Annotated in this window: 26 protein-coding genes; 15 read left to right on the top strand and 11 right to left on the bottom strand. The window is 60.3% G+C overall.

The window, feature by feature from the left end:
* The 5 genes from EDF61_RS18885 to EDF61_RS16705 form a co-directional block, all read left to right on the top strand.
* Positions 1 to 581, top strand: a 581-nt coding sequence (locus EDF61_RS18885; protein ID WP_208294299.1) for a hypothetical protein, incomplete at its 5' end; no start/stop codon positions are given.
* Entirely contained in the window at positions 578 to 1,129 is a 552-nt protein-coding gene (locus tag EDF61_RS18970; protein WP_208294298.1) for a hypothetical protein, read from the top strand. The genes EDF61_RS18885 and EDF61_RS18970, both read left to right, overlap by 4 nt.
* Positions 1,096 to 1,200 (top strand): LAVTG motif-containing sortase-dependent surface protein, encoded by a 105-nt coding sequence (locus EDF61_RS19300; RefSeq protein ID WP_502699083.1) that lies wholly within the window; start codon positions 1,096 to 1,098, stop codon positions 1,198 to 1,200. Before EDF61_RS18970 ends, EDF61_RS19300 begins: the two co-directional genes overlap by 34 nt.
* A gap of 273 nt (positions 1,201 to 1,473) precedes the next feature.
* Positions 1,474 to 2,217, top strand: a complete 744-nt coding sequence (locus tag EDF61_RS16710) for a DUF5819 family protein (protein ID WP_208294297.1) — start codon at positions 1,474 to 1,476, stop codon at positions 2,215 to 2,217.
* Positions 2,218 to 2,220: 3 nt separating this feature from the next.
* Positions 2,221 to 3,204, top strand: a complete 984-nt coding sequence (locus EDF61_RS16705; protein ID WP_133834863.1) for an HTTM domain-containing protein — start codon at positions 2,221 to 2,223, stop codon at positions 3,202 to 3,204.
* Positions 3,205 to 3,266: 62 nt separating this feature from the next.
* Here EDF61_RS16705 and EDF61_RS16700 read toward each other — a convergent pair whose 3' ends face one another.
* The 3 genes from EDF61_RS16700 to EDF61_RS18875 form a co-directional block, all read right to left on the bottom strand.
* Positions 3,267 to 4,649: an NAD-dependent succinate-semialdehyde dehydrogenase gene (locus tag EDF61_RS16700; RefSeq protein WP_105659101.1), complete on the bottom strand. Its 1,383-nt coding sequence runs from the start codon at positions 4,647 to 4,649 to the stop codon at positions 3,267 to 3,269.
* Positions 4,650 to 4,921: 272 nt separating this feature from the next.
* The gene (gene mgrA, locus EDF61_RS16695; protein ID WP_286172317.1) at positions 4,922 to 5,983 is read right to left on the bottom strand and encodes an L-glyceraldehyde 3-phosphate reductase; all 1,062 of its coding nucleotides are present in this window, start codon (positions 5,981 to 5,983) and stop codon (positions 4,922 to 4,924) included.
* 296 nt (positions 5,984 to 6,279) lie between these two features.
* Positions 6,280 to 6,441 (bottom strand): hypothetical protein, encoded by a 162-nt coding sequence (locus EDF61_RS18875; protein WP_166650864.1) that lies wholly within the window; start codon positions 6,439 to 6,441, stop codon positions 6,280 to 6,282.
* 144 nt (positions 6,442 to 6,585) lie between these two features.
* On the opposite strand from EDF61_RS18875, the gene EDF61_RS16690 reads away from it, so the two are divergent.
* Both EDF61_RS16690 and hrpB read left to right on the top strand, forming a co-directional pair.
* Complete coding sequence (locus EDF61_RS16690) at positions 6,586 to 7,377, top strand: alpha/beta fold hydrolase (RefSeq protein ID WP_286172316.1); 792 nt, start codon at positions 6,586 to 6,588, stop codon at positions 7,375 to 7,377.
* Positions 7,374 to 9,932, top strand: a complete 2,559-nt coding sequence (gene hrpB, locus EDF61_RS16685; protein ID WP_105662726.1) for an ATP-dependent helicase HrpB — start codon at positions 7,374 to 7,376, stop codon at positions 9,930 to 9,932. The genes EDF61_RS16690 and hrpB overlap by 4 nt, the downstream gene beginning before the upstream one ends.
* Positions 9,933 to 10,002: 70 nt before the next feature.
* Here hrpB and EDF61_RS16680 read toward each other — a convergent pair whose 3' ends face one another.
* Complete coding sequence (locus EDF61_RS16680; RefSeq protein WP_133834862.1) at positions 10,003 to 11,235, bottom strand: acyl-CoA dehydrogenase family protein; 1,233 nt, start codon at positions 11,233 to 11,235, stop codon at positions 10,003 to 10,005.
* A gap of 103 nt (positions 11,236 to 11,338) precedes the next feature.
* Positions 11,339 to 12,028: a TetR/AcrR family transcriptional regulator gene (locus EDF61_RS16675; protein WP_133834861.1), complete on the bottom strand. Its 690-nt coding sequence runs from the start codon at positions 12,026 to 12,028 to the stop codon at positions 11,339 to 11,341.
* A 161-nt stretch (positions 12,029 to 12,189) separates the two neighbouring features.
* On the opposite strand from EDF61_RS16675, the gene EDF61_RS16670 reads away from it, so the two are divergent.
* A complete protein-coding gene (locus EDF61_RS16670) occupies positions 12,190 to 12,621 on the top strand; it encodes a DoxX family membrane protein (RefSeq protein ID WP_133834860.1) in 432 nt (143 codons plus the stop codon).
* Positions 12,622 to 12,725: 104 nt separating this feature from the next.
* The gene (locus tag EDF61_RS16665) at positions 12,726 to 12,908 is read left to right on the top strand and encodes a hypothetical protein (RefSeq protein ID WP_105662724.1); all 183 of its coding nucleotides are present in this window, start codon (positions 12,726 to 12,728) and stop codon (positions 12,906 to 12,908) included.
* Positions 12,909 to 12,986: 78 nt separating this feature from the next.
* Here EDF61_RS16665 and EDF61_RS16660 read toward each other — a convergent pair whose 3' ends face one another.
* From EDF61_RS16660 to EDF61_RS16650, 3 genes are all read right to left on the bottom strand, one after another.
* Positions 12,987 to 14,441, bottom strand: a complete 1,455-nt coding sequence (locus tag EDF61_RS16660) for a DHA2 family efflux MFS transporter permease subunit (protein ID WP_105659094.1) — start codon at positions 14,439 to 14,441, stop codon at positions 12,987 to 12,989.
* A gap of 61 nt (positions 14,442 to 14,502) precedes the next feature.
* Positions 14,503 to 15,501, bottom strand: coding sequence for a PhzF family phenazine biosynthesis protein (locus EDF61_RS16655; protein ID WP_286134418.1), 999 nt, complete (start codon positions 15,499 to 15,501; stop codon positions 14,503 to 14,505).
* Between the two features lie 95 nt (positions 15,502 to 15,596).
* Positions 15,597 to 16,142, bottom strand: a complete 546-nt coding sequence (locus EDF61_RS16650; protein ID WP_286172315.1) for an AMIN-like domain-containing (lipo)protein — start codon at positions 16,140 to 16,142, stop codon at positions 15,597 to 15,599.
* 211 nt (positions 16,143 to 16,353) lie between these two features.
* Between EDF61_RS16650 and EDF61_RS16645 the strand changes: the two genes are divergently transcribed.
* A complete protein-coding gene (locus EDF61_RS16645) occupies positions 16,354 to 17,448 on the top strand; it encodes a mechanosensitive ion channel family protein (protein WP_133834859.1) in 1,095 nt (364 codons plus the stop codon).
* A 69-nt stretch (positions 17,449 to 17,517) separates the two neighbouring features.
* Here the strand turns inward: EDF61_RS16645 and EDF61_RS16640 are convergent, their stop codons facing one another.
* On the bottom strand, positions 17,518 to 18,162 hold the full coding sequence (locus EDF61_RS16640; protein ID WP_286134416.1) for a YqaJ viral recombinase family protein: 645 nt from the start codon (positions 18,160 to 18,162) through the stop codon (positions 17,518 to 17,520).
* Positions 18,163 to 18,226: 64 nt separating this feature from the next.
* The gene (locus EDF61_RS16635) at positions 18,227 to 18,487 is read right to left on the bottom strand and encodes a glutaredoxin family protein (protein ID WP_133834858.1); all 261 of its coding nucleotides are present in this window, start codon (positions 18,485 to 18,487) and stop codon (positions 18,227 to 18,229) included.
* A gap of 132 nt (positions 18,488 to 18,619) precedes the next feature.
* Between EDF61_RS16635 and EDF61_RS16630 the strand changes: the two genes are divergently transcribed.
* The 3 genes from EDF61_RS16630 (at position 18,620) to EDF61_RS16620 (ending at position 21,934) form a co-directional block, all read left to right on the top strand.
* Positions 18,620 to 19,363 carry an ABC transporter ATP-binding protein gene (locus EDF61_RS16630; protein WP_133834857.1) on the top strand — a complete coding sequence of 248 codons (744 nt, stop codon included), beginning with the start codon at positions 18,620 to 18,622 and terminating at the stop codon, positions 19,361 to 19,363.
* The gene (locus EDF61_RS16625; protein WP_133834856.1) at positions 19,360 to 20,685 is read left to right on the top strand and encodes an FtsX-like permease family protein; all 1,326 of its coding nucleotides are present in this window, start codon (positions 19,360 to 19,362) and stop codon (positions 20,683 to 20,685) included. The genes EDF61_RS16630 and EDF61_RS16625 overlap by 4 nt, the downstream gene beginning before the upstream one ends.
* A gap of 190 nt (positions 20,686 to 20,875) precedes the next feature.
* Positions 20,876 to 21,934: an ABC transporter substrate-binding protein gene (locus tag EDF61_RS16620; protein ID WP_133834855.1), complete on the top strand. Its 1,059-nt coding sequence runs from the start codon at positions 20,876 to 20,878 to the stop codon at positions 21,932 to 21,934.
* Positions 21,935 to 21,940: 6 nt separating this feature from the next.
* Here EDF61_RS16620 and EDF61_RS16615 read toward each other — a convergent pair whose 3' ends face one another.
* A complete protein-coding gene (locus EDF61_RS16615; protein ID WP_133834854.1) occupies positions 21,941 to 22,741 on the bottom strand; it encodes an MBL fold metallo-hydrolase in 801 nt (266 codons plus the stop codon).
* 20 nt (positions 22,742 to 22,761) lie between these two features.
* Between EDF61_RS16615 and EDF61_RS16610 the strand changes: the two genes are divergently transcribed.
* On the top strand, positions 22,762 to 23,811 hold the full coding sequence (locus EDF61_RS16610; RefSeq protein ID WP_133834853.1) for a FecCD family ABC transporter permease: 1,050 nt from the start codon (positions 22,762 to 22,764) through the stop codon (positions 23,809 to 23,811).
* Positions 23,808 to 24,914: a FecCD family ABC transporter permease gene (locus tag EDF61_RS16605; RefSeq protein WP_286172314.1), complete on the top strand. Its 1,107-nt coding sequence runs from the start codon at positions 23,808 to 23,810 to the stop codon at positions 24,912 to 24,914. The genes EDF61_RS16610 and EDF61_RS16605 overlap by 4 nt, the downstream gene beginning before the upstream one ends.

Here is a 24,914-nt window from a genome sequence, read left to right as displayed (position 1 = left end):
ATCCCGATGCAGTTGATGCTGACGCTACCGATGCAGTTGATGCTGACGCTACCGATGCAGTTGATGCTGACGCTACCGATGCAGTTGATGCTGACGCTTCCGATGCTGATGCCGTTGATGCTGACGCTACCGATGCTGATGCCGTTGATGCTGACGCTACCGATGCTGATGCCGTTGATGCTGACGCTACCGATCCGATGCTGATGCCGTTGATGCTGACGCTACCGATGCTGATGCCGTTGATGCTGACGCTACCGATGCTGATGCCGTTGATGCTGACGCTACCGATGCTGATGCCGTTGATGCTGACGCTACCGATGCCGTTGATGCTGACGCTACCGATGCAGTTGATGCTGACGCTACCGATGCTGATGCCGTTGATGCTGACGCTACCGATGCAGTTGATGCTGACGCTACCGATGCAGTTGATGCTGACGCTACCGATGCTGATGCCGTTGATGCTGACGCTACCGATGCAGATGGCACGGATGTGGACGGCGACGAAGACGGTGAATACCTGCCAGTGGACATCGTTACTCCACTCGAAGGCTCGACTGTTGAAGGACCTAACGTGCTCGTGAAGGGCACCTCGGATCCAAATGCTGTGGTAACTGTCAAGGCTACCGAAGTCGCTGATTCCGCTATTGCAAAGGTGTTCGCATTCTTCCAGAACGCCATCGCAGCTCCAGAGCTCGTGGTTACGGCAGATGATGAAGGCAACTGGGAAGTAATCTTCGAAGAAGTTGAAGTTGGCCAATACTCGGTCTTCGCCGATGACGGTCGCACCAACGACACCACCACCTTCCAGGTAGTTGAAGCTGCAGTAGATGCTGACGCTACCGATGCTGACGCTACCGATGCTGACGCTACCGATGCTGACGCTACCGATGCTGACGCTACCGATGCTGACGCTACCGATGCGATGCTGACGCTACCGATGCTGACGCTACCGATGCTGACGCTACCGATGCTGACGCTACCGATGCTGACGCTACCGATGCTGACGCTACCGATGCTGACGCTACCGATGCTGGCGATAACGACAGCAACGATTCGGGCAAGAACGATTCTAAGAACGATTCCAAGAAGGACAAGTTGGCCGACACCGGCGCAAACGCTCCACTGGTAATCGGCGGAATCGCCTTGCTGCTGGTCCTCGCAGGTGGAGCCGTAACCGTGCTCCGTCGTAAGAAGGCCTAAGCTATCGTAAAGTAGCACCATAAATCTTGAGCTGGGCAGCTGATATTAGCTGCCCAGCTCAAGACTTTTTATTTGGCACATGACTTAGATGTGGCTGCGCATCTGAACCTTGTTCTGTTGGAATATAGTTCTCTTAAATAGGCGAGTAATCGATACAGAAGATTTCAGTAGCTGGCTGAATGCCCGGCAAAGTGTTCAGCAGAGACCGATGTCGATAGAAAATTTGGGCAATGACGGCAAGCGGAATGACGCCCTGACATTCGAGAGGTAAGGATGACCAAAAAAGGTCACACGCGAAGGCTGATAGCCGTAATTGTTGCGTTGGTAATGGTCCTTGGTTATAGCGCAGTAGCAGTATCCATGGCAGTGGAAGCATCTAATCCAGTGAAGCGCGAATTATCGCCGTTCTTCAGTCAGAAATGGAATGTTTTTGCTCCCAATATTCAGAAGCGCGACTCCTACTTGGAGGTTCGCTCCCGGGCATATGACGACGACGGGAAAATCACAGAATCGGAATGGATTCCCGTTACCGAAGTAGAGCGACTACTGAATAAAGGCAGCTTGGCCCCCTCCCGGATTCAAAAACTTTCTCAAAACACCACCAGTGTTTACCTCTCACGATTCAACAAGCTGAAGTCCGATCAGCGGGAAACTGCACGGAAGAACTTTGTCTCTGTTGACGGTAAGAAACGCGATGTCATGACCGACAGTGAAGTCGTCAAAGCCATCCAGGGTGAAGAAAAAAACTCATCACGTGTAGTGAGCTTTGTACGTATGGATTACATGCTTGTTCGCTACGCCACGGTTTACTCTGAAGCCTATACCGGGAAGAAAGCACGTGATGTGCAATGGCGCATCGTCGGAGATCGAAATAACGACTTCAACCACCGCTTCATGGACGACGCGCAATTCGAAACGAGCGTGCGAACCTTCGGATGGCGTGCGGCTGATGCCAGCCCGTACGAACATGCCGTGGAGCATTTGGAGAACATGATTGACCGCCAGGAAGGCCGATAGGAAATGACATCTCTTATTGATAAATTCGGTAACTGGCTTCTCGAATCTAAACACTCTCTGATCAGCTTCTCGTTGCTGCGTATTATTTACGGCATCGGTATGCTCACCGTCTTGCTGCCAAGCATGGAAGACCGTTCCATACTTTGGGGGCCAGCCTCCTGGTGGGTTGATCCGGAAGCCAAACGGCGCGGCTACTGGACCTTTGACACGATTCTTACCAAGAGCGACGAATTGCTCTTCAGCCTTGGGTACATGGCTTTCATAGCCATCGTGCTGATCTTCATCGCTGGCTGGAAGACTAAGTACATCACGCCGTTGTTCCTGCTGTTCCTCGTTGCGTTGCAGTCCAACAACCCATATCTCACCAACGGCGGGGATACGCTAACGCGAATTACCTTGCTCTTCCTTGTTTTCGCCAACCTCAACGAGCATTTCTCAGTGGATTCTTGGTTGCGGCGACGTAAGGGAAAGACCGTCAATCGCAAGAACAAGCCAGCATGGAACGCGGTCCACAATATCGTGCTTCTGCTGTGCATGGCGCAGATCGTCATTGTCTACGTTATCTCCAGCTATCTGAAAGTCATCGGGGATAACTGGCTTGATGGAACGGGCTTCTACTATGCCTTGAATTTGGAGTCTTATCAGATCTACCCAGGACTCAACGAGCTGATTTGGCAGTCCAGTTTGTTCATCAAAATATCATCGTGGATGACTCTGATTGCCCAGGGCGGTTTCATCATTTTCATTCTGTGGCGCAAGCTGCGTCCATGGGCTGTGGCGGTCCTATTCACTATGCACATGGGCATCGCGCTTCTACTGGCAGGTCTCTGGCAGTTCTCGTTGGTCATGATCGCTTTGGACTTGCTCTTCATTTCCAATAAGGAATGGGCGGCGATCGCTGGATTCGTGAACAGAAAGATTCTTCGAAGGCGCTCGATCGAAGACGAACTTTTCGAAGAAAAGGAACTGGTTGCAGCTGGACGATAGCTAAACACAAAAATATGGGGTAGCTGAACTTTTGGTTCAGCTACCCCATATCGTTTAAAGAATTATTCGCCTACGTAGAACAGGCGCTTGTTCACGAATTCGTCCATGCCCAGCGGGCCAAGCTCGCGGCCGAAGCCCGAACGCTTCACGCCGCCAAACGGCATTTCTGCACCCTCTGCGCTGGCTGCATTCACGTTGGTCATGCCGGACTGCAGCTTCTGAGCCACCCTGGAGGCACGCTCGACGTCGGTGGAGTGCACCGAACCGCCCAAGCCGTAAATGGTGTCGTTGGCCAGCTCAGTGGCTTCCTCGTCGCTGGATACCTTGTAGACCACTGCTACCGGGCCGAAGAGCTCCTCGTAGTAGGCACGCATCTCCTTGGTGATGCCGGTGAGCACCGCAGGGGAGTAGTAGGCCGAAGGGCCGTCGTGCAGCACGCCGCCGGCGTGCAGGGTAGCGCCCTTGGCCACGGCGTCCTGGACCTGCTCGTGCAGGGACTCTGCCGCCTTGCGGGAGGACAGCGGAGCGAAGGTGCCTTCGGCTTCCGCCATCGGGTCGCCAGGCTGCAGGCCTTCGGCACGCTTGGTCAGTTCGGAAACGAACTCGTCATAGATGTCTTCCATGACGATCATGCGCTTGTTCGAGTTGCAGGCCTGGCCGGTGTTGTCGATGCGGTAGCCCCAAGCGGTATCCACGATGCCCGGTACGTCATCGGAGTCCAGGACAACAAATGGATCCGAGCCGCCCAGCTCCAGTACGGCCTTCTTCAGGTTGCGGCCGGCCTGCTCGCCGATAATGGCGCCAGCGCGCTCCGAGCCGGTCAAGGAAACACCCTGGATCCTGGAATCGGCGATGATGGTGGAGATCTGGTCGTGGGTGGCGAAGAGGTTGTTGTAGACGCCGGCCGGTACTCCAGCCTCATCCATGATTTCCTGGATGGCCAGTGCTGAACGCGGGCAGGACTCGGCATGCTTCAAGATGATGGTGTTGCCCAGCATCAGGTTAGGTGCCGCGAAGCGCGCTACCTGGTACAGCGGGAAGTTCCACGGCATGATGCCCAGCAGCGGGCCAACCGGGCGCTTCTGAACGACGGCCTTGCCGCCGGAGAAGGACTTGATCTCCTGGTCCGCTGCCAAGGCTGGTCCCTCGGTGGCGAAGTACTCGAAGATCTCCTGGCAGAATTCAGCTTCGCCCACGGCCTCGGACAATGGCTTGCCCATTTCGGTGGTCATGATCCTGCCGAGTTCTGCTGCGCGCTCGGCGAAGAGCGTGCCTACCTTGGAAACAATCTTGGCGCGTTCGTTGATGTCAACGTCCTGCCATGATTCGTAGGCGCTCTGCGCGGCAGCCAGCGCCTGTTCGACTTGCTCATCGGTGGCCGCGGCGAATTCCTCGACGACTTCACCGGTTGCCGGGTTCAAGACCTTGTAGGTTGGGGCGCTCATCAATGCTCCTGTCGTATGCACAAAAGTGGTCAGCGTAAGCCGTGTGGATCTAACGCTAGCGGACTCCACGCAATAAATGAATGTAATTCACTTCATATTGCGTCTACTCCGAGCTTATCCGCAGAAACAACATTCAGCCACCAAGGAACAGCAGGTATTTGGCTTGAGTGGAAGTTGCAGACGGAAGCGAATGAAAAAGCCGCGGTTTCCAAGACTTGTCTCGGAAACCGCGGCTCAAGAACACAGGTATTACCTGTGTGATCAGTGGATTACTAGCCGATAGCGGAAGAACGCCACCAGTCGATTCCGGCATCGCCCTGGGCGATCTTGGCAATCTGGGCCAATTCCGCGTCGGAGAACTCAAGGTTGTCCAGCGCGCCCAAGTTCTCGTCGAGCTGCTTGGTGGACGAGGCGCCGATCAATACCGAGGTTGCCGCGCCATCGCGCAGCAACCAGGCCAGGGCCATCTGCGCCAGCGACTGCCCGCGCGTCTGCGCAACCTCGTTCATGCTGCGGACCTTGGCCAGGTTCTGATCGGTCAGCTGGGCTTCGAGCGAACGGCGTCCGCCTTGGCGGACCACATCAGTGGTTTCCAGGTACTTATCGGTGAGCAGGCCCTGGGCCAGCGGGGTGAAAGCAATGGTGCCCATGCGTTCCTTTTCCAGGGTTTGCAGCAGGCCGTGCTCTACCCACGGGTTCAGGATGTTGTAGGAAGGCTGATGGATTACCAGCGGGGTTCCCAGGTCCTTGGCGATAGCGGCAGCCTCGGCGGTGCGTTCTGCCGAGTACGAGGAGATGCCCACGTAGGTGGCCTTGCCCTGGCGAACCAGGGTATCCAAAGCGCCGATGGTTTCTTCCAGAGGAGTCTTCGGATCGAAACGGTGCGAATAGAAGATGTCCACGTAGTCCAGATTCATCTTCTTCAGCGAGGCTTCGCAGGAGGCCAGCAGGTACTTGCGCGAGCCGAAGGTGCCGTGCGGGCCTGGCCACATGTCGTAGCCGGCCTTGGAGGAGATGACCAGCTCGTTGCGGTAGGGCTTGAAGTCCTTTTCCATCATGCGGCCGAAGTTCTCTTCGGCTGAACCTGCCGGAGGACCATAGTTGTTGGCCAGATCGAAGTGGTTGATGCCGTTATCGAAAGCGTGGCGCAGGATCTCGCGCTGGGAATCGAATGGACGGTTATCGCCGAAATTCCACCACAGTCCCAGGGACAGCGGGGGCAGGCGCAGGCCGGAGTCGCCAACGCGGCGGTAGCCGAAGTGCGCATAGCGGTCTGCGGCAGCAGTGTAGGGACGGTGCAGTTCCGGGATGGACGGGAGGCGTTCGTATTCCACGAGGCACCTTTCTGCCAGGTCAAGCGCTGGCGAGCGGAAATCGATTTGACGTCAGTTTCCACAATAGGCCAGAGCCTGAACTAAATAAATAGCGCAAAGGTGGATCCGCTGTGTGCGTAATGGTTTCGTGGATTGGGATTAAATGAAGAACCGACCCGCCAGGCCAAGGAGGTAACGCCTGTGCGGATCGGTTCATCTAGATCACTCGCACCTTGAGAAGGTAATAACCACACTAGGAGCTGAAACTTGAAAGTAGCTGAATGCGAGGTGTGCGGTCTCTTGGGAAAAGGCTTTTGCTAATAATTCGAAGGCGGATCCGAAGCCGGGAATGACTCGTCTTCCCACTCTTCGACGAGAGCTTCATCGTGCTCGTCATGGCGCTTCTTTTCTTCTGCGGCCAGCCGCAGCTTTTCCTCTTCAGCGCCACCGGGCTGCCCAGCAGCTGATTGTTCAGGCATGATCTTCCTCCCAACTTCCGTGGGCCACCCCCTGCGGATGGCTGGACCCTGTGTCTTCAGTGTTCACCTATTAGCCGCGGATGTCGAGGGCGGCGGCAAACACTGATTTCGCCTTCAACGTCAATACAGGATTTAATCGAAGGCATGCCGATGATCAATAATCCCGCAGATGGTTCCGAAATCTTCTTTGACGATGACGGGGCTGCCGGGGAGCCGATTCTCTTCCTCCATGGCTCCGCCCTGTCCCGGTCCATCTGGAGAGGACTCGGCTACACCAAGGCGTTGGGCCAGGGGCACCGCACCATCCGCATGGACCTGCGCGGGCATGGCAAGTCAGCCAAATCCCATGACGTAGCCGACTACACCATGGACAAGGTGGCCGGCGATATCCGCGCGGTGATGGATCACCTGGGCATCGGACGTATTCACATTGTCGGCTACTCTTTTGGCGCACGCACCGGGCTGCACATGGCCATGCACCACCCAGAGCAGGTGATCTCGTTGATCATGCTCGGCGGCACCTACGAAATTACCCCCGGCGAAATCGGGAAGCTCTTCTTCCCCGGCTACCTCGAGGTCCTGCGCAATGGCGACATCGAAGGATTCGTCACCGGGCAAGAAAAGAATGGACGCCTGGATCCAGCAACCCGCATGGCCTTCAAGTCCAACGACCCGCTGGCCCTGGCTGCCTACTACGAGGCCGCCGAGACCCTGCAGAACATCAACCTGTCCGAGCTGGCGAAGATCAGAATCCCGACCTTGCTGCTGATCGGCACCCGGGACCAGCCGCGCTTCGACCAGAACAAGATCATGGTCCGCACTTTGCCCAATGCGCGCATGGTGGCCTTGCCGGGGCGAACCCACGGCAGCACCCTGTTCCCGATTGAACCTGTGGTCGAGGCCATCGAGTCCTTCTGGGATGGACGCCAAGCATGAGTTCGGCCCGCTTCGACCTGAACAGGATTGCTTCAGGGCTGGCTTTCGGTCCCAGCAGGGAGGAACTCCATGAATCCTTGGCGGCTAATCCTGCCCAGCCGTTGGTGATCCAGGCGCCACCGGGATCCGGCAAGACGACGATAGTTCCACCCACGGTAGCCAACGCCCTGGACCAGGCAGGACTGGCTGGCAAGATCATCGTGACCCAGCCACGCCGTGTCGCAGCCCGGGCCGCTGCCCGTCGCCTCGCCCAGCTTGATGGATCGGTTCTGGGCCAGCGCGTTGGCTTCGCCGTGCGCGGGGAACGGCAAGCTTCGGCGCAGACCCGCGTGGAATTCGTGACCGCAGGCCTGATGCTGCGCAGGTTGCTGGCCGATCCGGATCTTGCCGGTGTGAGCGCGGTGATCATTGATGAGGTCCACGAGCGGTCAATCGATACGGATTTGTTGCTGGCGATGGCCAACCAGGTCAGCGAATTGCGTGATGACCTGTCGCTGATCCTGATGAGTGCCACCTTGCACGCCGGGGAACTCTCGGCGCTGCTGGCCCGTGGCCAGGCCGCTCCAGTGCTCAGCGCCCACACCGCGCAGTTTGCCGTGCAAGAAGCTTTCGACAGCTTCGCCGGAATCCGGAACACCGAACGCGGGCTGAACGATGACTACCTGCGCCACGTTGCCGCCGTCGCGGTACGCCACAGCGCGGCAGCCAACGCAGCAAGCGCAACCCCGGTGGACACCTTGGTGTTCGTCCCCGGGGTACGGGAAGTCGACCGCGTCTGCTCGCAGATTTCTGCCTCCGGAGTGCAAGTCCTGGCCTTGCACTCGCAGATCTCTTCCAAGGAACAAGACCGGATCCTCAGTGAGCCGGAGGCTGGCAGCGCCCCGCGGATCATCGTCTCCACCTCCATTGCCGAATCGTCGGTGACCGTGCCGCGCGTTCATCTGGTGGTGGACGCCGGCTACGCCCGCGAGCCGCGCCGAGACAGCTCGCGTGGTTTCTCGGGGTTGATGACCGTGGTGGCCAGCCGTTCCGCGGCCACCCAGCGGGCGGGCCGGGCAGGACGACTCGGGCCGGGCAAGGTGGTGCGGACCCTGGACCCCAAGTCCTTTGCCGCCGCCCCGGCGCACTCCACACCGGAAATCCGCACCGGCGACCTGGTCGCCGCCGGCTTGTCGCTCGCGGCATGGGGGACCCCGCGTGGCGAGGGGCTGGCCATGTGGGAAGCGCCGCCGGCTAGCGCCATGGCCAGCGATGAGCAGATCCTGCGCAGCCTGGACGCGGTTGACGGCACCGGGCAGATCACCGCCCTGGGCGAGCAGATGATGAAGGTTCCAGCAGACCCGCGTGCCGCCCGCGCGTTGCTCGAAGGCAGCCGGATTTTCGGCACCCGGGCTGCCTCGGATGCTGTCGCATTGATGGCCAGCTCGGAACGCATTGCCAGTGCGGACCTGAATGAATTGCTTGCCGCGGTGCGCCGGAGTTCGCATCCGGCGCACCGTGCCTGGAAGCATGAAGCGCAGCGCCTGGAAAAGCTCCTGGGCACTGCGGAAAACCGCACCGGGCGGCAGCCTGCACCGGCAGCTGCGGCCCTGGCAGGCGTGTGCGCTTTGGCGTACCCGCAATGGATTGCGCGCAAGGTCGGCCAGGAGGAATACCTGTTGGCTTCGGGGACCCGGGCAACCTTGCCACGCGGCAGCCAGCTGATGCATGAGGAATTTCTTGCGGTCGCCGAAGTCTCCCGTGCCGGATCCAAGGCGGTGATCCGACGGGCCGTTGGCATCGAACTTGGCACTGCCGTCGACCTGTTGCCGCAGATGCACCAGAAGCGCGAAGTGGCGGAGCTGGTTGACGGCAGGATCACCGCTCGCCAGATCGAGAGCTTCGGCGAGATCGAGCTGGCGGCCCATCCGGTCAAGGCCACCGCAGAGCTGGGCATGCAGGCTGTTGCCAGCGCCATAGCTACGCAGGGGATAGCCTTCTTCGGCACCCATGAAAAGTTTGATGCCTTGCGCCGGCGAATGGCCGTGGCCCATCGCCTGCTGGGCGAACCCTTTGCCGCGGTGGATGACCAGGCCCTGATTGCCTCGGCGGGCAACTGGCTGCAGCCGGTCTTGCGGCAGGTAGCCGCCGGCAAGAACGCGGCCAAGGTTGACCTGTATTCGGCATTGCGGACCTTGCTGCCGTGGGAGCATGCCCATGATTTTGATTCGCTGGTGCCCGAACGGCTCCAGGTGCCTTCGGGATCAAGGATTTCCGTGGCCTATCCCGAGGTCGGTGAAACCGGTCCAGCGGTCGTCGCCGTGAAATTGCAAGAATGCTTCGGGCTCGATGAGTCGCCGCGGCTGGTCAAGGGCAAGCTTGCCGTCCAGTTCCACTTGCTTTCGCCCGGTGGCCGGCCGCTGGCGGTGACCGATGACCTGGTTAGCTTCTTCAATGGGCCCTACGCCCAGGTGCGTTCTGAAATGCGCGGGCGCTACCCGAAGCATCCTTGGCCGGAGAATCCATGGGACCACGTGGCAACGGCAAAGACCAAGAACCGATTGGGCCGGCAGTAGGCAAAAGCACGCCGGGGCCGGGGCCCGGAAGAACGAGCCAGGTCCCGGCGTGCTTTCCGGCGCCCAGGTTCTAGGCGAACGCTGAGAAGCCGGTGATGTCGCGGCCCATGATCAATGCCTGCACGGTTTCGGTGCCTTCATAGGTGTGGATTGCTTCCACATCGGCGAAATGGCGGGCCACGCGGTTGCTGGTCAGGATGCCGTTGCCGCCGAGCAGGTCGCGGGCGTTCGCTGCGATGGCGCGTGCGGTGCGGGTAGCGGTGTACTTGGCCAGCGACGCCTGCGGGCCGGTCAGCTCACCGGAAGTTTCGCGCTTGGTCGCCTGCATGACCAGAACCTGGATAGTAGCCAGTTCGGACTGCATGCGGGCCAGGCGCTCCTGGACGATCTGGCTGGCGGCCAGCGGACGGCCGAACTGCACGCGCTGCTTGGCGTAGCTCACGGCCGACTCGTAGCAAGCGGTCGCGTGGCCCACGGCAGACCAGGCGACACCCAGCCGGGTGGCGAACAGGACCCGTGAGGTGTCCTTGAAGCTCTTGGCTTCGGGCATCACATCGTGGTCCGGAACGAAGACGTTCTCCATGCGGATATGCGCCTGCCAGATAGCGCGCAAGGAGAGCTTGTTTTCGATGGTGGTGGCCTTGTAGCCTTCGGCATCCTGGTGCACGATGAATCCGCGGACCTTGCCCTCGTCGTCGCGGGCCCAAACGATGCTCACGCCACCGACCGAGCCGTTGCCGATCCATTTCTTTTCACCGCTCAGGCGGTATCCGCCCTCGACCTTGGCGGCACGGGTTTCCAGCGAAACCGAGTCGGAACCATGAGTTGGTTCAGTCAGCGCGAAGGCGCCTGGAAGTTCGCCGCGCAGCATGGGGATGGCGTACTTCTTGATCTGCTGGGCATTGCCGCAGTACAGCACGGAGCGCAGAGCCAGACCGCCCTGGACGCCAACAATGGTGGAGACCGAACCGTCGCCACGGGCCATTTCCATGTTGACCAAGCCGGCAGCCAGCGGGCTCATTTCCTCGTAGCCTTCCAGGTTCAGGCCATCGCGCAGCAGATCCGCATCGCCGAGCTTCTTGAGCAGATGCAGCGGGTAGTCGGCCTTGTCCCAGTACTCGTGGATGTCGTCCTTGACCTCGTCGAGGATGAATGCGCGGGCCTTGGCTCGCCACGCGTTGTCCGCTTCGCCTACTTCGGCGAAGATTCCGGTCGGATCGATATTGACGTCTCCGGACCACAGGTCGTATTCGGGTTCGACAACGCCGGCGGGAAATTCAAAACCGGTCTCCAGCTGGGACATTTCAGATGCTCCTAATAGCTACGGTGAAAAAAGCTTCACTCCTAGACTAGTGGAACGCAGTGCCATGTCAAGAAACTTGGTTTCAGAAGTTGGGTGGAATCGATTATTTTCCGTGCTCTTTGAGCGCGCGGGAGACGGCCTGGAGAATCGCCTGCTCATCGGCGCCGGCATCCAAGACGGAAACCACCACGCTGGGGGCCGCCGGCTTGGTGGCAGTCGCTGCCTGTTCGGGGTCGAGCAGATCTGCGAAGCGGTTCAGGAACTGGCGCACATCGTTCGCCAGCTTGGTGCGGTCCGTGCTATGCGCGTCTTTCAGCCAGCTGCGCAAATGATCGTTGTGGATCGCAACCAGGCCAGCGCTAACGCCCAGGCACAGCGATTTCTCCGTGGCGCTCTTTGCCAAATCGCGACGGTTCAGGAACCCGTAAAACGCCCGTTCGTAACGGTGAGTGGAGACCAGCTCGCGCTCTCGCAGCGACGGCACCGAGGAGAGCAGCTTGTGGCGCAGCTGGGCGCCTTCTGGGTTGACCGTGTACTGGTCGAAAACCACATGCGCGGCATCGATGAGCGTAGTGATTGCATCAACCGACGAGGCGGCCAGCGTGGTCTCGACGTGTGTAATGATCATTTTCTGGTCGGCGAAGACCATATTCTCTTTCGACCCGAAACGGCGGAAGAAAGTGGAACGGGAAATGCCAGCGGCAGCTGCCAGCTCGTCGACGCTGGTGGCATCGAAGCCCTGGGTAATGAGTAGATCAAGGGCTGCTGGGGGTACTGCGGAAGAAGCGATCATGATTCACGAATTTAGCACGATTCAAGCTGGGAAATTCTTGGGTTCAGCTATGCGCGCCGCGCAAATGATTGTGAACTACTGCGCCCATGACTACGCTGAACATCAGGGCGTTCCATGCTGGAACGCCATTCTTGGACGAAATGAAAGAGAAGTGAGGGCCCATGGGAATCTCGATTGCAAACGCCGCGCTACGTTTGGTCAGTGGTGCGTTCATTCTCAACAGCGGCATCAACAAGTTGCGCATCGATGAAGCCAGCGCCGCAGGCCTGCAGCAGATGGCAGCCAACGGCGTGCCTCAGCTGGCCGAGCTGGAACCGGCAGTTTTCGGCAAGGCCGTATCCATCGGCGAGATCTCGCTGGGTAGCGCCTTGCTGCTGCCGCTGATCCCATCGCGGCTGGCCGGCTTGGGCCTGGGCGCATTCTCCGGTGTGCTGCTGGCTTCCTACCTGCGCACTCCGGGCATGACAGAATCCGACGGCATCCGCCCAACCGCGGATGGCACCGCCCTGGCCAAGGACGTATGGCTGGCAGGTATCGCTGTGGCATTGATTCTTGGCCGCAAGGGCGCCAAGAAGATCAAGAAAGGAAAATAAGCGGACGGAATCGCTTGAGCAAAACGCTCGGCAAGCCGTAAGTTGATCTTGGAGACTGCGGTTTTCAGCGGCCACATTTGAACTACAAGCTAAGAGGAGAACCAATGGGTTTCTTAGATGATGCAAAGAAGAAGCTGGGCGAGGCAGTCGAAAACGCGAAGGATTTCGCAGGCGACGCTACCGAGAACGTGAAGAACTTCGCAGCGGACGCCCAAGAAAAAATCGGCGAGAAGGTCGATGAATTCAAGAACGGCGATAGCAACGAAGAACCTGAAGACAAGGTCTAGCGACCACGAAGCCAGCGCCTGATCCAGCGACTTTCGAGTCCCGGACCAGGCGCTGGCTCCGTTAAGAGCTGCCTCTGGCTAGTGGCGCTGCGCCTTCTTGCCATCGCTGAGGAACGCTACAACGAGCACAGCAGCCACGCCGATGAAGCCCGGCAGCATCAGTGCCTGTCCCAGGCCAACAGACGTGGCTTCCATGATCACCGCAGGATCCTTGGAATCTGCCTGCGCGATCTGTGCCGAAATGCGGGCATCCATCATCACCGCGATCAGCGCAGAACCAAGCACTGAACCGATTTGCCGGGTGGTGTTGTAAATCCCTGAACCGGCACCCGCATCACGCGCGGTCAAGTCCTTGGTGGCTGCCAGCGACAGCGATGGCCAGATCATGGCTGAACCGATGCCTTGAACCGCTGAAGGAATCAGCAGCATCCACAGCGGGATATCGGCGTGCATCATGAAGGCGTAGACCACCGTGGCACCGCCAAACAGGAAGAACCCGGGCACGGCCAAGATCCGCGGGCTGAGCTGATTGACCTTCTTTCCCAGCTGCGGCGCGAGGAAGATCGCCACGAAAGCCATCGGAGAAATCATCAACGCGGATTCGGTGGGAGTCAGGCCTCGGACATTCTGCAAGAAGAACACCATCGGCAAGGCGATGGTCGCGATGGTCAGGCCCATGAAGGTGATCGCGACATTGGCCAAGGAGAAATTGCGGACCTTGAACAATCGCAGCGGAACCAGCGGTTCAGACGTGGTCTTGGACTGCCACCAGATGAAGGCTCCCATCAGCACCGCGCCGATGATAATCAGATGCCACGAATTCAGCGGGCCAATGAATGGTTCCCAATTGGTGGCATCGCCTTCCTGGATGCCGAAGACCAAGCAGAACATGGCCAACGCCGAAAGGATGACGCCGAACCAGTCGAAGGAATGCGCTTGGGATTCAAGGGCTGGCACGAATTTGAAGACCATGGTCAAGCTGACTACCGCGATGGGCAAGTTGATGAAGAAGATCCATTCCCAGCCGATGGAGTCCACCAGCAGACCGCCGGCAATCGGACCGATCAGCGAAGCGATGCCCGCCACTGCACCCCATAGGCCCATGGCTGCACCGCGGTGCTGATAAGGGAAGAGGCGGGTAATGAGCGTCATCGCCTGAGGGGAAATCATCGAAGCGCCAAGGCCCTGGACGGCGCGCGCCGCCACCAGCGAGCCGAGGGAATCGGACAAGCCGCACCACAGCGAGGCCAGCGAGAAGACCACCATGCCGATGAGGTAGATATTGCGCGGACCGAAGCGGTCACCGAGGCGCCCGGTGACCAGCAGCGGCACCGCGAAGGTGAGCAGGTACGCGCTGTTGACCCACAAGATGCTGGAGATATCGGCGTCCAGCGACGTCATGATGGAGGGCATTGCGGTGGACACGATCGTGGTGTCCAGCAGGATCATGAAGAAGCCGATGACCAGTGCCCAGAGGGCACGCCAGGCGGCTTTCTTGTCGAAGTGTGTTTCGGGATTCGCAGTTTCAGGCACTGGTCAAGGCTAGTCCCTATCAGCCCTGTGCGGAACGGATAGCGAAACTATGCATAGGAAATCAGTCGAAACTCACATCGCCCGAGATGCGGGTGGCGACATCGCCACTGACCCAGACGCCTTTTTCGGTAGCTTCAATATGCAAGATCGCTTCGCGGCCCAAACGCGTGCCCTGGCGCACGGTATAGCGCTGGGGTGCATAACCGGTCTGCGTCAGCCAGATGCCGAACGCAGCATTCAGCGAACCGGTGGCAGGGTCTTCCGGAACAGCCTCGCCGGGAATGAAGGCACGGACCTCATAGTCCGCCGGAGGCTGCAGCACCACATTGCGGAAGCGCTCTTCGGAACGCTCAAAATCAGAGAAGTCCAGCGGACGCAGCTCTTCGCGGGTACCGGAAACGCGCGGCATGACCGATCCGCGCGGTTGCCACACGCTCTGCGAAACGCTGGCTGCGGTGTAGGGGCCGATGACGCCTACTTCCAATCCCTGCAGCGCCTCATAGTCAGGTTCGATGCCCAGCACGATATCGGCGTCACGCAGCACCAGGCCCGCAGGATGCGGACCGTTGACCAGCCACTGGTGGTCCACCACGTCTTCTTCGCGAATGCCCAGCCCGGCAATCGCCCATTGCAGGACATCTGGTTCCAAAGGGCCCGACCTGGTCAGCGGGGGTGCGAGGAAGGCCAAGCGCCGCGAGTGGCGGTCGCTGCTTTCCCGTTCCACACGCACCGGAATCAGTCCGGCACCGCATTGCTGGATCAGATGGCCTGCGGGACCAGCCTCGCCACCGGACTCCAGCCAAGCATGAGCCGCGCCCAGCGTCGGATGGCCAGCAAAGGGCAGCTCGGTGCTCGGGGTGAAAATGCGAATGGCGTAGTCCGCTTCCTCATCAGTGGGCTCGACGAAGAATACAGTTTCCGCAAGATTCATCCACTGCGCAAAGTGCTGCATCTGGTCATCGCTCAGGCTGTCGGCATTGAACACGACTCCCAGGCCATTGCCGTTGAAAGCAGTGGGTGCAAAGACATCAACCTGCTGATAAGAGAATGTGCGCGACATACTTAGCATGGTGGCACATTAATCAGCAGGTTGACCCGGTGTTACGTGGTACGTCACGCAAAAAGTTGCGAACGCATCAAGGAAATGAACCTTCTTTACCAATGGTGCGCAACATCGATGACCAAGCGTGAACCGTCGCCAGGTCCAGGCAGTGCGAACACGCGCATGGGCAGCCGTGCCCTGGTCGAGAGCCCCACTTTGGTTTGGCCTTCAAAGCTGCCCAGCCACACCAATTGGCGGAACGTCGTGTAGCCCAGATTCTTCACTTCGGCGCCCGGGTTGAAATCCTCGGTTGCCGGGGCCTGCACCAGGATTTCCAGGTTGGCACCGCCAGTGGTGTCCACCTGCAGGCCGGAACCGATTCCGGTCAGTTCGCTGACATACCTGGCTGAATGGCTGGCAGCTGGTCCTGCGAGATCGATGACCAGCCGGTCAAAGCACAGGTGCCGTCCGGTCCGAAGATTTTCCACTGCGGAATGCGTGGACAAGGAGCTGGTTTTGGCCAAGGATCCCCAATAAACCGTTGGGCAGGAAGCAGACGCGAGGGCGGCCGGAGCGGGGGCCGCCGCGGAAGCGGGCGTCACCACGAGCAAGGCTGCCGCCACCGTGCCTAGAACGATTCCAATTTTTCCGTTGCGCATATGGATCACCGTCTCTCTTGGTTTGCGCCCGCAGGCAGAGCGGACTGCCAGTGAATCAACTAAAGGCCTGGAATGCGGCAAGCGCAAGGGCAGAAAAGAATTGGAACCACTCTGAGACGCTTCTGCAATGGAGCCGGAGAACTCCCGGGCCGTAGGGCGGAAGGCAGGTTCCACACAGCATTTATTTAGCGCCATATGACATGCTTTAAACATGTCACCTACCCCCGTTGAACCCATCGGCGAAACCGTCGAGGAAGTCATTACAGCCTCAAGCTTCCTCCCCGAATCGTTGCAATTTTGGGTTGTCCTGCTCATCGGTGCGCTCGTAGCCGCAATCCTGGCGTTTGTTTTCAGCGGCGTTGCCCGCCGCGTGCTGCGCCGGATCGGCGTGGACGAAGCCGACGTGAAAGCCACCAGATTCCCGTTCTTCGGCCTGGTTACCTCGATTATTGCCAAGTCGGCCTTCGCAGTCTTCTATCGAGAACGCACTTGGTACAACCCCTGGCAGTTCGCCATCCTGATCATTCTGGTCTTCTTCCTCACCTGGTTCATCATCAAGCTGGTGCGCGTGATTGAGACCGGCATGATGGCACGCTTCGAGGCGAGATTCGGTCCAGGGCGCAGGCTGGCCAAGGTCCAGACGCAGGTCGGCCTGATGCGACGGGTACTGGTTGCGGTGCTCTGCATCATTGCAATCGCCGCGGTGCTGCTGACGATCGAGCAAGTCAGGGCGCTGGGCGCCGGCCTGTTGGCCTCGGCTGGCCTGGCTTCGGTGGTCGTTGGCCTGGCCGTGCAGTCAACGTTGGCGAACGTATTTGCCGGTTTGCAAGTGGCCTTTACCGACTCGATTCGCGTGGACGACACAGTGGTAGTCGAGGGGGAACGCGGCACGGTAGAGGAGATCACCCTCTCCTACGTCGTGGTGCACCTGATCGACGGGCGCCGGATGATCCTGCCATCGACCTACTTCACCACGACGCCATTTGAGAACTGGTCGCGGCGCAGCACGGAGATCTCCGGAAACGTAGCACTGCAGCTGAAGCTCAATGCGCCGATTTCCTACCTGCGCCAGCGTAGCAGCGAACTGCTTGAAGCCTCCGACTGGTGGGATGGCCGGGACAATGAGCTGCTCGTGACCGACGCGCAAAACGGCTTGCAAACAGTGACCATTTATTTATCCGCGCGCAACGCCGGGGACCTGTGGAACCTGCGCAATATGCTTCGGGAGAAGCTGCTGGCCGAGCTGGTGGAAAACTACCCTGATTGCCTGCCGGATCCCCGGATGATTCCAAGCAACCCGGTCTAGCGGCATAACGGAAGCCGCTGATCCCAGTACTGTGAACTGGGATCAGCGGCTTTTGCCGTTTCCGGGGACCTAGAGCCGCAACGCAGCGGGTCCGTAGTCGTTGTAGCGCTCCTGGCGGGCCGTCGCTTCGCGCAATGCCGAGATGAGCGACTCGGCCTTGCCGATGAGATCCTGGATCAAGTCATCGTCACGTTCCACCCAAAGGTATTCGGGAACCGCGCGCACCGGCACGAAATTATCGTGCTCTTCCCAAACGAACAACGTGCGTTCGGCCCCGATCACATGCTGCTGCCAGAGCACCTGGCGCAGGTAGCTCTTGGGGATCTTCTTGAAGGGCTTGTTGGTGGTCTTGATTTCAGCCAAAACCGGAACTCCCGATGCATCGAAACCCAAGCCATCGGGAGTCGCCAGATGGAGTCTCGAATGCTGCGAGTGGAAGAGCTGGGAGGAGGGGAAAATATTGAAATTCTCTTGGACCCAGGCAGCGATGACCGGTTCGCGCTTGCGCCCGTGATCGGTGTAGGGATTGCCGGAGAAGCCATTGCCGTAGAGCTTGTCCCATGCGGCGTTCTTGATGGACTTCTCGGTGGACAACTTGGCCACGTCCGTTGCGGTGATGCCCTGGGCCCGTGCGCGGAGCCACTCAATGCGGTTGGAAGAGTCGGCTAGAACACGTTCGAAGCATTCATGTTGGACGCCGGGCACAGTAATCACTTGACCTATTCTTCCCCATGAATGGGCAAGAACCGTGCACCTTGGGCTTCGAGCTGGCGTGAGACTAGTCGCTGGCTTCAGCGATAGCGGTCAACAGCTGATTGATAGTCGGTGTCTGGCTGGCACGGAATTTCTCCGTGCCTTCCTGCAATAGCCGAATGACCGGGGTGCTGGTGATTCCCATTTCCTCGCCGCGCTCAACCTGCTCCACGACATTGATCTCTTCGACCTCCAACGCGGGCAGCAGTTCCTGCACGCGGGCGACAGCCAGCCGCGTGCGCACGCACGGTGCGCAGAATGGTTGCGTATACAGTTCCAGCTTCATCTGTTGCCTACTGCTCCTGCTGTCGTCGTGAACCAGCTGCCGGCTGCTCCTACCGGGGGATGAGCCTGGCCGGAGGCTACTTGGAACCCTGCGCTGATGTGCGCGGGTGCCATTTGTTGAAAACATTGGGTCATGCTTGAAAATTCCCTTGGCCATCCTCCCGTACTCGCCGCTCACGGACTCTACCGCAGCTTCGGTTCCACCACTGCACTGAACGGCGTCGATCTGCAGATTTCACTGGGCCAGTCCCTTGCCATCATGGGCCCCTCGGGTTCCGGAAAATCCACGCTGCTGCACGCCTTGGCCGGTATTGAACTTCCCGACGCCGGCAGCATCATGCTGAACTTCCCGGGCCGTGCACCGGTGGATATCCAGGGGCTCAAGGATAAGGCGCGCACCAGGCTGCGCCGTGAATCCTTCGGCTTCGTCTTCCAATCCGGACTGCTGATTCCCGAGCTCACTGCCGAAGAGAACGTGGCCATGGCCTTGATGATCAACGGCGTGCCACGCAACACCGCCATTTCCAGTGCCGGGGCGGCCCTGGCGGAACTGGGCCTGGCAGGAATGGAGCAACGCCGCATCGGCCAGCTCTCCGGCGGGCAGCAGCAACGAGTAGCCATTGCCCGCGCGCAGGTCACCGGGGCGATGGTGGTCTTTGCCGATGAACCTACCGGCGCGCTGGATTCAACCACGGGCTTCGAAGTGCTGGAGATCTTGCTGCAATGCACCGTCGGTGCCGGAAAATCCCTGGTGATGGTGACCCATGATCCCAATGTCGCCGCGCGCTGCGACCGTGTAGTGCAGCTGCAGGACGGCCAGCTGATCAGCGACAGTCTGCACCCATCGGCCACCGTGGATGGCGGTGCCCAGAAGTGAATATCCTGCACCTGTCATGGATGCTTGGCCGGCCGGCGAAGTCCCGGCTGGCACCACTGATCCTGACCGCCAGCGCCTACGCCATGGTCAGCGCGATCCTGCTGATCGTGCTGGGAGGCGCCTACTCCTTTACCAGTTTCGAATCCGCGGCCCAGGGGATGTACCTGCCATTGGCAGCCTTCGCCGTGGTGCTTCTGGTAGTCCCATTGCTGGTGCTGGGATCGGCCGCTGCCCGGCTCTCCGCGCGGTCCAATGACCGCGCCCTGTCGTCCTTGCGCTTGCTCGGCGCGACCGGGGCGCAGATCGGCCTCGTGGCCGTGCTGCAAGCCGCCGGCACGGCGTTGGCCGGCGCACTCGCCGGAATCGTGCTCTACCTCCTGGCCGCACCATTGGCTTCGCTGATTCCGTTCCAAGGTGCGCCGATCGGTTCGGCCATCTATTTGCCGCTGTGGGTGCTGGCGATAGCAGTAGTCGCTGTCGTGCTCCTCTCGGCAGGCAGTGCAGCTGCCGGCTTGCGCAAATTGGTGATCACCCCGTTGGCGGTGGCAACCCGCAGCACGGTGCCCACCCCCAGCTGGCTGCGCGCGGTGATCACCCTTGCCGGCATTCTGGTGCTGTACATGGTGTTCTCCAACATGGGCCAGTTCGTGCAGTCCATCGCCGCGATCATCGCAGTGGTGGTTGGCGGTTTCGGCTTCGGCCTGCTGGTGATGAACCTGGTCGGTCCGTATCTGGTGGCGAAGGTGGGCAAGGCCAAGCTGCGCAAGGCCAGAACTCCGCAAGAGCTGCTGGCAGCCCGCATGATCCTGGAAAGCCCTGCCGAATCCTGGCGCCAGGTATCCGGGGTTGCCATGGCTTCGTTCGTCGCGGTGGTGGGCGGCAGCGGGGCCGCCTTGATGGAGCTGACCGGAAGCGAACTCGATCAGGGCACCTGGCTGGAGCATGTGCCGGCCGATGTCACCACCGGCGTGCTGGTGACCTTGGCGATCAGCTTCATCTGCGTGGCCGCTTCGGCGGCGATCTCCCAAAGCGCCAGTACCCTGGATCGCGCTGAGCTGTATCGCGGGCTGAACCGGTTGGGCATGCCCTACGAAACGATGAACGCCGCGCGCACCAAGTCGATCATGATCCCGGCGCTGGCTGCCTCGATCGGTTTCGCCATCGCCTCCACGGTGCTCGTGCTGCCCCTGGCCGGGGCCGCCATCCTGCTCAAGCCGCTGACGGTCATCACGGTAATTGTCTCCGTGTTACTCGGCTTGCTGCTGGTGCGGGGAGCAATTTTGGTGGCTGATCCGCGGAAGCTGCTAGCAACTAGAGAATAAAGTCTCTGGTCAGCCCACCGAAAAAACCGCCCGATTTGGTTAGGGTCACTTCAGGGTCGGTGATTAGGGACGTTTCGTGTTGCGTAATGCGCAGAGAAACGCGTATCGTGGCATACGGCCCGGATAGGCTTGCCTAACCTAGCTAAACAAAACGTTGACAGAACCTCGCATAGTCTGGAATCACCGACCCATGAAAAATTCACGTCGCGCCGGAATTTTCGCCGCTTCAACTGCCATCCTCGCCTTGGGCCTAACCGCCTGCGGCGCGTCGAGCAACTCAGCGGATCCGTCGGCTGACACTTCAGCCAAGGCCGCAGAAGACTTCACTCCGGTCACCATCGAGAACATCTATGGTGAAACCACGATCGAAAAAGTCCCGGAACGCATCGCGACCATCTCGTGGGTCAACGCAGATACCCTGCTGGCTCTGGATACCGTGCCGGTCGGCATGGACACCGACACCTACGGCATGAACGAGAACAACTCCACCGCATGGAAGGACGCCGCTCTGGAAGAGCAGGGCGCTTCCATCGGCTCCGAGAAGGCGCCCGTGCAGTACAAGGTGGGCGATGACATCGACTACACCGGCATCGCCGCCAGCAAGCCCCAGGTCATCTTCGCTCCATACTCGGGGTTGAAGAAGGAGCAGTACGAGAAGCTGCAGGAAATCGCTCCGGTCGTTGGCCCCATCGAGCCTAACTACCTGACCAGCTGGGAACAGGTCACCGAAGTTGCCGGCCAGATGCTGGGCAAGGAAGAAGAAGCCGACGCCCTGATCGAAGAGATCGAAGGCAAGCTGGCCAAGGTCGGCGAAGACAACCCAGCGCTGAAGGACACCACCTTCATCGCCGCTGACCTCTCGGCGCCGGATACCGCCTACATCTACTCCGAAGGCGACACCCGCCCGCGCTTCCTGAGCGCACTGGGCATGACCCAGGCCGAGTACGTGCAGAAGAACGCCGCCAAGGACACCTTCTTCTTCACCGTGTCGCCGGAAAAGGTCAACGAGTGGGATTCGGACATCGTCTTCGCTTCGGCTGTTGCGGGCAACACCATGGAAGATGTCGTCAAGGGCCAGCCGCTCTACGGCCAGATCCCTGCCGCGAAGAACGATGCCGTGGCACTGCCAGGCACCGATGAAGCAACCCTGGCGATCTCCGCGGCTTCGCCGCTGTCCATCGAATGGGCACTGGATAACGTAGTTCCAGGCATCGTCAAGGCTGCTGACAACGCAGCTGCCGCGAAGTAGCTCCGGCTAGGGATTCACTGACAGATAGTGCAATTGGGCTTCCAGGGAATGGGTAGCTGCGCCCACCAAGCGCGCATCGAGGTCGGGGTAGACATGCTCCAGCAATTCAGCTGGCTGCGTGTGGACCCCGGCCTTGCCGAGTTTCTGCAAAGCCGCACGCACCTGGTCCAGCCGCGCATGCCGATGCTTGATGTACATCTGCAGCAGCGGATGCGAGGAATCATGCTGCTCGCCGTGCGCCGGATGCAAAGCCATATCGGGCAGCGCGAGCAACCGATGCAAGGAATCCAGGTAGTCGGCCAGTGTGCCGTCCGGGTGTTCCAAGATGGTGGTGCCCCGGCCCAGCACGGTATCCCCAGTGAACAAGTGGGCACCCCCGCCCTGGCGGATGAAGCACACCGAGTCCGAGGTGTGGCCAGGGGTGAAGACCACCTGGATGATGGCGCCGGCGGCGCTGATCGTTTCGCCATCGGCGAGCACCGGGGCATCCCGGCAGTACTGCTCCAGCATGGCACGCACCGGCGCACTGGTCATCCGGTAGAGCGCATCGATGCCTCCCGTGTGATCGGCATGCCGATGGGTAATGAGCACCAGTTGGATGTCGAAGGCCGCCAGCGCCTGCAGATGGTCCTCGAGCTCAGGGCCCGGATCAATCAGGACGACCGGAGTTCCAGGAAGAAGTTCATCCACTGCAGGGTCGAACAGCAGATAGGAATTAGTCCCGTCCAACGTCATTTCAGAAGGGTTCTGCGCGCGAAGCAGGCCGATGCCTGGAGTGATAATAGTGGGCAAGGGAAGAAGAGCCATAGCAATGAGTGTAGGAACCAATGACCGCGACTGAAAGTATTACGCGCCAAGCACCGGGGGCCAAGTCGCCAAAAGCTGGCCGGAAGCTCGGCGCCTTGCTGCTCCTTGCCCTGTTGCTCGGGCTGGCGCTGTTCGCTTCGCTGCTGCTGGGCGCGCGAAACGTCTCGATGGGCACCGTGTTCGATGCCATCTGGAATTTCGACCCGTCCAATGGCGACCAGGGCGTGGTTGCGTCCCGCTTCGCCCGCACTGTCGGAGCCATCGTGGTTGGCGCTGCCCTGGGTTTGGCTGGCGCCGGATTGCAGGGGCTGACCCGCAACCCGCTGGCCGATACCGGGATCCTGGGCTTGAACGCCGGATCCTCCATGGCCGTGGTGCTGGCGATCGCGTTCCTTGGCGTCAGCTCCCTGGCCGGAATCATGGTGGCCGCCTTCCTCGGCGCTGCTGGGGTGATGGCCTTGGTTTATCTCGTGGCCAACGTGGGCCGTGAAGGCGCCACGCCCATTAAGCTTGCGCTGGGCGGTGCCGCCATGGCTGTGGGCGTGGGCGCGATTACCAATGCGATCCTGATGATTTCCGATGCCACCATGGACCGTTTCCGCATGTGGCAGATCGGCACGTTATCCAGCAGCGGCATCGACACCTTCCTCGGGGCCATTCCCGTGGTGGCCGCCGGGGCACTGATCGTGCTGTCCACCGCCAAGGTATCCAATGCCGTGTCCATGGGCGATGACACCGCGATCGCCTTGGGCTTCAACTTGAACCGCGCCCGGCTGATCGGCTCCATCGGGGTGGTCATTCTCGCTGGCACAGCCACCGCAGTGGCCGGGCCCATCGCCTTCGTCGGCCTGATGATCCCGCATGCCGTGCGCTTGCTGGTCGGTTCCGACTACCGCTGGCTGATGCCAGCGAGCCTGATCGCCGGGCCGATCCTGCTCTTGCTGGCTGATACGGTGGGACGAATCATCGCCCCGCCCAGCGAGATCCAGGTAGGCGTCATGTGCGCCATGCTGGGTGGACCGATCTTCATCATCATGATGCGCAGCGGCATGAAGTCGGTGAGCCTGTGAGCACGAGCGAAATGGCAGCAGCCAACATGACCCAGCCCCGCAGCACCACGGAAACGGCCGGACCGGCGACGGCCCCGGCCTCGAAAGCCGCACCGGCGCTGGCAGCCCGCCGCAGATCCCGGGTGCGCCGCACCGCCTTGTGGATGTGTTTGGCCCTGGCGCTCGCCGTGGCGGCCTACCTGTTCTGGGGGCGGGACCGCCTCCCAGCTGCCGAAGTCTTCCAGGTGCTCAGCGGTGAAAAGGTGCCGGGCACCAGTTTCATCATCATGTCCGACCGCCTGCCGCGCATTGCGGTGGGTGCCCTGGCCGGTGCCGGCTTGGGCATTTCCGGTGCCTTGTTCCAGCGCTGGCTGGGCAACCCGCTGGCCAGTCCCGACGTGATCGGCGTGGGCTACGGCGCATCGGCGGCCGCGGTTTTCGCGATGATCACCCTTGGCTATACCGACTGGAAGCTCAACGCCTTCGCCCTGGCCGGCGGGCTGCTGGTCGCTGCATTGATCTACTGGCTCTCGGCCTCGGGCACGCGGACCGGTCCCCGGCTGATCCTGGCGGGCCTGGCCATCGGCGCGATGCTCCAGGCGCTGATCCAGTACCTGCTGACCCAGGCGCAGGTGAATACGGCCAGCGATGTGATGCACTGGCTGACCGGCTCGCTGGCCTCGAGCAACTGGGAGAATGCAATGCTGCTTTTGGCGTCCCTTGGCGCCATCGGCATCCTGTTGCTGCCCCTGGTGCTTCGCCAACTGAAAATGCTGGAGCTGGGCGAGGACACCGCGGCGGCCCTGGGGCTGCACGTGGGCTGGGCCCGGGCGATCTTGGTCTTTGTTGCTGTGGCCATGGGCGCCTTGCCGATTGCCGTCACCGGGCCGATGGCGTTCGTTGCCTTCCTGGCCGGCCCGATTACTGCCGCGCTGAACCGCGGCCCGATCAACATCCTGCTTTCCGGTTTGACCGGGGCAACGCTGGTGACTGTCGCCAATTTCTTTGCCGCGAACCTGTTCGCGGATCTTTCGCTGCCGGTGGGCGTTATCACCGGCGCATTCGGTGCACCCTTCCTGATTTGGATTCTGGTGCGCGCAAACTCAACTGGAAGCGGGGCATAA

The organism is Arthrobacter sp. JUb115 (genome assembly GCF_004365035.1).
Taxonomy (GTDB): domain Bacteria; phylum Actinomycetota; class Actinomycetes; order Actinomycetales; family Micrococcaceae; genus Glutamicibacter.
The sequence above is the reverse complement of the archived record's forward strand: the minus strand, read 5'-3'. Positions and strand labels throughout refer to the sequence as shown.